Source organism: Streptomyces sp. NPDC059900 (genome assembly GCF_050270335.1).
Lineage (GTDB): Bacteria > Actinomycetota > Actinomycetes > Streptomycetales > Streptomycetaceae > Streptomyces.
Genome location: NZ_JBNNJZ010000674.1, coordinates 1 through 4038, shown reverse-complemented (window position 1 = coordinate 4038; position 4038 = coordinate 1). Strand labels below are relative to the sequence as shown.

4 protein-coding genes are annotated in these 4038 nt (G+C 65.3%); 3 read left to right on the top strand and 1 reads right to left on the bottom strand.

The features are described 5' to 3' along the window. Window positions 1-401, top strand: a 401-nt coding sequence (locus ACQKIP_RS41740; protein WP_427745395.1) for a hypothetical protein, incomplete at its 5' end; no start/stop codon positions are given. Between the two features lie 19 nt (window positions 402-420). Here the strand turns inward: ACQKIP_RS41740 and ACQKIP_RS41735 are convergent. Continuing rightward, window positions 421-1128, bottom strand: coding sequence for a hypothetical protein (locus ACQKIP_RS41735; RefSeq protein ID WP_365862984.1), 708 nt, complete (start codon window positions 1126-1128; stop codon window positions 421-423). A 204-nt stretch (window positions 1129-1332) separates the two neighbouring features. Here ACQKIP_RS41735 and ACQKIP_RS41730 point away from each other — a divergent pair, with 204 nt between their 5' ends. Further along, entirely contained in the window at window positions 1333-1974 is a 642-nt protein-coding gene (locus ACQKIP_RS41730; RefSeq protein WP_365862986.1) for a hypothetical protein, read from the top strand. A gap of 116 nt (window positions 1975-2090) precedes the next feature. Then, on the top strand, window positions 2091-4038 hold a 1948-nt coding region (locus ACQKIP_RS41725; protein WP_427745394.1), incomplete at its 3' end, for a DUF6531 domain-containing protein.

Below are 4038 nucleotides of genomic sequence, written 5' to 3'. Positions count from 1 at the left end.
CCCTCAGAGAGGCCCTGCCCGACGGGGCGTGGGCCTTCGCATCCGACCCTGAGCATTACGCCTTCGCGAGCGTCCGCTGCGTAAAGGACCTGGAGCTCACGGATATCTGCCTGCCGACGAAAACGGCGCGCGGTACTACGGGAAGGGCATCGCTAACATTCGCCCCGAACCGGTGGAAACATGACGAAGGCCTACGCATCGAGTACGAGGGTGTCACCCGCTTCTCCATCGACTACGCAAGGTCGATCGACTGGACGCAGGCGATCACCCTGCTCCTGGACGAAGTCCTGCCCTGCGACGCGGAGTGCGGGGAAGTGACGCACGAGATGGAGCTGACGGACGCGACGATCACCGTGCACTGCGCGGACCTGACGGCGACATGGGAGGAACCTCGCGGTTAGGCGTCCGGGCCGCGGCCGTCTACTGGCACTCCTTGGCCTTGTCCTTCACCGCGACGTCATGGGCGACCCACAACCCCTCGGTGCTCTTCGAGGGAACCATGTCGACCGTCCAGAGCCAGAAATTCTGGAGCCCCGGCTCGAAGGGGAAAGTGCTCCCGCTCTGGAGATCCTTGCCCTTGATCTTGCTGTCGTCGGAGCAGAAGGTGACGACGAAGCCGCCCTTCTTGCCTCCGCTGCCCTTCGCGGGCTGAACCTTGGCATCACTGTGCCGCCGCTCACCGCTGAGGCTGAGACCGCCGGAGGCGTGCTTGTCGATCTGGTACTTCGCGTACTTCGCCGCCGGGCTCTTCGGCTCCGAGTAGAACTTGTACGCCGCGTCTTCCGGGTCCTGCTTGATGATTCCGTACACGGTGGAGCGGGCGTAGTTCTCGGCGTCGTTCAGCGCTGCGGCCTGTTCGGGATCGGAGAGCTTGGTCTTCTCGAAGACCATGCTCATGTCCTTCGGGAACTTCATGGCGGGCCGGTCGACCTCGGGAGTTCGGTCAGCCCCGCCCGCCCCGTCCGTCTCCGCCCCCGCGGACTCCTGCTTCTTCGCATCCGAGCCGGCGGCCTTGTCCTTGCTCTTGTCCGAGGATCCGCTGTCGTCACCCCCGCACCCGGTCAGGAGCAGAGCCGCGGCCGTCGTCAGCGACACGGCGGCGAGGGGCAGGACACGACTGCGGTTCACGAGTGACTCCCGGTGGGGGCGAGGGTGCATTGGGTGACCCGACGTTACTGAAGAGACAGGTATGACAACAGGGTCGTTTTTCACGGCCAGCGGCGACCGGACTCCGCCGGAGGGCCGGACTCCCCCGGAGGCCCGGACTCCTTCAGACGCCCGCCTCCTCGTAGGCTGACGAGCCGGAGTCGACAATGGGACGGGGACAACAGCATGGCCCGCTACACCGAAGCGCAGACCATCGCCCGCGGCGGTTTCAGCATCAAGGTGCCGGAGACGTGGTGGGAGTTCGACGTCCGCCCGGAGTCGCGTGACGCCAGCATCCGGCAGATGATCAACGACCGCATACGCGAACGCCCCGAGCTCGAACCGCACCGGGGCACCTTCGAGGGCTTCCTGCGCAAGGCCTCCAAGGAGGCGTGGCAGTCCGGCGCCCTGTACTGCGGCTGCATGGCGGAGAGCTTCGGCGGCGACGTGCCGATCACCGGCTCGGTCACGGTCTCCCTGGTCGGCGCCCGCACGTCGAACGGCGACGTAATGCCGACCGACCCCGCGGCGATCGTGGCGCAGCTCGGCGTACGCGAGGCCAAGCGCGAGGGCGACACGTACCGCAAGGTGAAGACGGTCGAGATACCGGGCGTGGGCCTTGCAGCCCGCACGTACGGCATCGAGGACGTCTCGGTCCCCGGCGACGACCGGACGATCCGCGTCGTACTGATGCAGACGTTCATCCCGGTGCCGGGCCAGGAGGGCAAGGTCGCGCTGGTGGCGGGGAGCAGCCAGGTCCTGGACCTGGCGGAGTCGTTCTTCGACATCTTCGACGCGGTGACGTCGACGTTCCGCTTCGCGGAGTAGGCGAGCCAAAGGCTTGGCGCCCTGCGGCCCTGCCGCCTTCCCAACCTCCGTACGCAGCTAGTAACTTCGCATGTGCGTACGGGTACTAGAGGGGCGGAAGCGGCGGGGGTTGCGGGATGGCGGGGAATCGTCCGGCGGATTGGCATGTCCTTGACCTGGACAAGGACCCGACGCCCGGTGACCCGGACCGGGTGCGGAACCTGGCGAAGAACCTGCACGACTTCGCCGACGACGTCTCCAAGGTGCTGCGTGACATCAAGGGGATGGCGGGCGAGGACGCGATCCTCACGTGGGCGGGCAAGACCGCCGAATCCTTCACGGCGGAGTTCGAGGACGCGCCGGGCAAGCTGAAGAAGCTCAAGAAGAGCTACGAGATGGCCGGCGACGCGCTGTCCGCGTACTGGCCGGACCTGGAACGCGCCCAGGCCCTGGCGGACAAGGCCCTGGCCAAGGGCCGCGAGGCGCAAGGCGACTTGAGTAGCGCGCAGACCCGGCTGACCTCGGCCGACTCCTGGGTGGACAAGGCGGGCAAGGAAGCCGACAAGTACAAGGACGACGAAGGCAAGAAGGACGTCCCCAAGCCGGACCCGGACAAGGTCAAGGCTGCCACCCGCAACGCGACCGCCGCCGAGAAGGCCCAGACGGCTGCCAAGTCCGACGTCACCGCCGCACAGGGCAACCTCGACGCGGCGAAGAAGATGGCCGAGGACGCCCGCAAGATGCGCGAGGACGCCGCGGGCACGGCGAAGAAGAAGCTGGAAGAGGCCTCCGACGCGGGCATCCAGAACCGCAAGTGGTGGGAGGAAGTCGGCGACTGGGTCACCGACAACTGGGACACCATCGTCGAAGTCTGCAAGGTCGTCGTCGCTGTCGTCGGCATCATCGCCATGATCATCGGCGGGCCCATCCTTGCCGCGATCGTCGTCGTAGCAGCTCTTGTCGTACTTGCCGACACCCTTAATAAATACGCCAAGGGCGAGGCCGGTTTGCTCGACGTCGCGTTCGCCGCCCTGGACTGCATACCCGGCATGAAAGGCATCACCTCCGCCGCAAAACTCGCCAAGGGATTGAAGGGGCTCAAGGCAGGCCTCAAGGGTCTGGGGAAGAACGGCCTGCGACGGGGAGCCGACGATGCTGTCGCGTCGAGCAAGTCCGCGAAGGGACGTTGCCGTAACGGAGATCCCATAGACATGATCTCTGGCGAGATGCTGATGTCCGAGACGGACTTCACACTTCCGGGCGTGCTGGGCATGGGGGTGGGGCGGACTCACCTGTCGACGTACCGGTGGGGCCGATGGTTCGGGCCGTCGTGGACCTCGACGCTCGATCAGCGCCTTGAACTGGACGACGAGGGCGTGCTGTTCTCCACCGAAGACGGAATGATCCTGGTCTATCCGGTGCCACACGGCATGGATGAGGTTTTGCCCCTTGAGGGCCCCCGCTGGCCCCTGAGCTGGGACGCCGATCAGTCGGGCACCCTGCGGGTTACGAATCCGGCGTCCGGGATCAGTCGTCTCTTCGCCCCGGTCGGCCGGAGCCCGGAGCACGACACCACCTTCACCATGCCCATTGCCGCAGTGTCGGATCGCAACGGGAACCGAATCGAATTCGAGTACGCCGAAGACGGCAGTCCCCGTAGCATGCGTCACTCCGGTGGTTATCACGTGACCATCGACTCGGAGTCCGATCGGGTTACGGGACTCAACCTCATGGATTCCGAGGGCGAACAGACGCAGCTCGTGCGCTATGAGTACGGCGATGGGCGTCTCGTCGGCATCTACAACTCCAGTGGTCTGCCGTATCGATACACATACGATGACGAGGACCGAATCACTTCGTGGACCGACAGGAACGGGTCCTGGTATCGGTACGCGTACGACGATGAACACCGTGTCGTACGAGGCGAGGGAATCGACGGCATCCTCAACTGCACCGTTGAGTACGACGCAGAGGAACGTTGCACGCGCTATACCAACTCTCTTGGTCGCGTTACTTCCTACCGCTACAACGATCAGATGCAGCTGGTCTCGTCGACCAACGCACTGGGTCAGTCTATGACCAACC